Origin of the sequence: Kitasatospora aureofaciens (genome assembly GCF_019192735.1) — a bacterium.
Lineage (GTDB): Bacteria > Actinomycetota > Actinomycetes > Streptomycetales > Streptomycetaceae > Kitasatospora > Kitasatospora aureofaciens_A.
Genome location: NZ_JAHTKP010000177.1, coordinates 1 through 1,111 on the forward strand (window position 1 = coordinate 1; position 1,111 = coordinate 1,111).

At 70.4% G+C, this 1,111-nt stretch carries 1 protein-coding gene; it reads left to right on the plus strand.

Annotated elements, in window-relative coordinates; genetic code table 11:
• The first annotated feature begins 73 nt into the window (after positions 1-73).
• Positions 74-1,051, plus strand: coding sequence for a transposase family protein (locus tag KV557_RS41850; protein ID WP_218207365.1), 978 nt, complete (start codon positions 74-76; stop codon positions 1,049-1,051).
• Positions 1,052-1,111 lie beyond the last annotated feature (60 nt).

The window sequence follows — 1,111 nt, forward strand, 5'->3', positions numbered from 1 at the left end:
ACGACCTTGGGAGCAATGCTCGTGGTCGCGGTCGGCCCGTGACGTGAGAAGGGCCGCACGGGTTGGGTGAGTTGTGACGCTTACCTGGGCCCGTGCGGCCTGCTCTCATCCTGCCCTGTCCGGGGTCTCTCGCGCACATTTCGGCGAGTTGCTCGAAGAACTCGCCCCGAAGTGGCAGGCGGGACGTGAGTCGGTGCTGCGCGAGCGGCGAGGCGGGGAACGGCGGCGGGCGGCCGGGGCCGGGCGCAAGCAGCGGCTGGTGTTCACCGACCGGCTCCTGGTCACGCTGGTCCACCTGCGGCTAGGCCTGCCGCACGAGGCCCTGGCCGAGTTGTACCGGGTGGACCGCTCCACCGTCTCCGGCGCGATCCGCCAGATCCGCCCGCTGCTGGCGGCCCGGGGCTTCGCTGTCCCGGATCGTCCCGGTCTGCGGCTGCGGACGCTGGAGGACGTATTCGCCTACGCCGACGCCGAGGGGGTGGAACTGCGGATCGACGGAACGGAGGTGCAGGTCCGCCGCCCGCGTGCGGGCCGCCCAGGCCGCAAGGCGTTCGTATCCGGCAAGAAGAAGCAGAACACCGTCAAGACCACCACGTTCAGCGACGCCCAGGGGCGCACGCTGTTCAGCGGGGTCGTGCGGCCAGGGCGGATGCACGACCAGACCGCCGTACGCACCGAGGGCATCGCCGAACAGTTCAGGCAGTATCCAAAGGTGAAGGCCGAGGTCGACGAGGGCTACCGGGGACTGGCCAACGAGTTCCCCGATCAGGTCAGCGCCCCGCCCAAGAAGCCGAAGGACGACACGCCGCTGGGCGACCACCACGCCTGGCGCGAGCAGCGACGCCGCCAGTCCTCCGCCCGGATCTGCGTGGAGCACGCGAACGCCGAGTACAAGCAGTGGCGCCCGCTTCAACGCTTCACCGGTCGCCGCGAGACCTACGCCGAGAGCCACCTCGCGATCGCCGGCCTGGTCTCCGACCGCTCCGCCCGACGGATGACCCGGCGCAAGTCGAGCACCGAACTGGTGCTCGCCCGACAGGCCGCCTGCTGATCACCCACCAGCCGACCCACCAGGCCAGCACACCCCGACGTCAATTTCTCCCAACGCCGT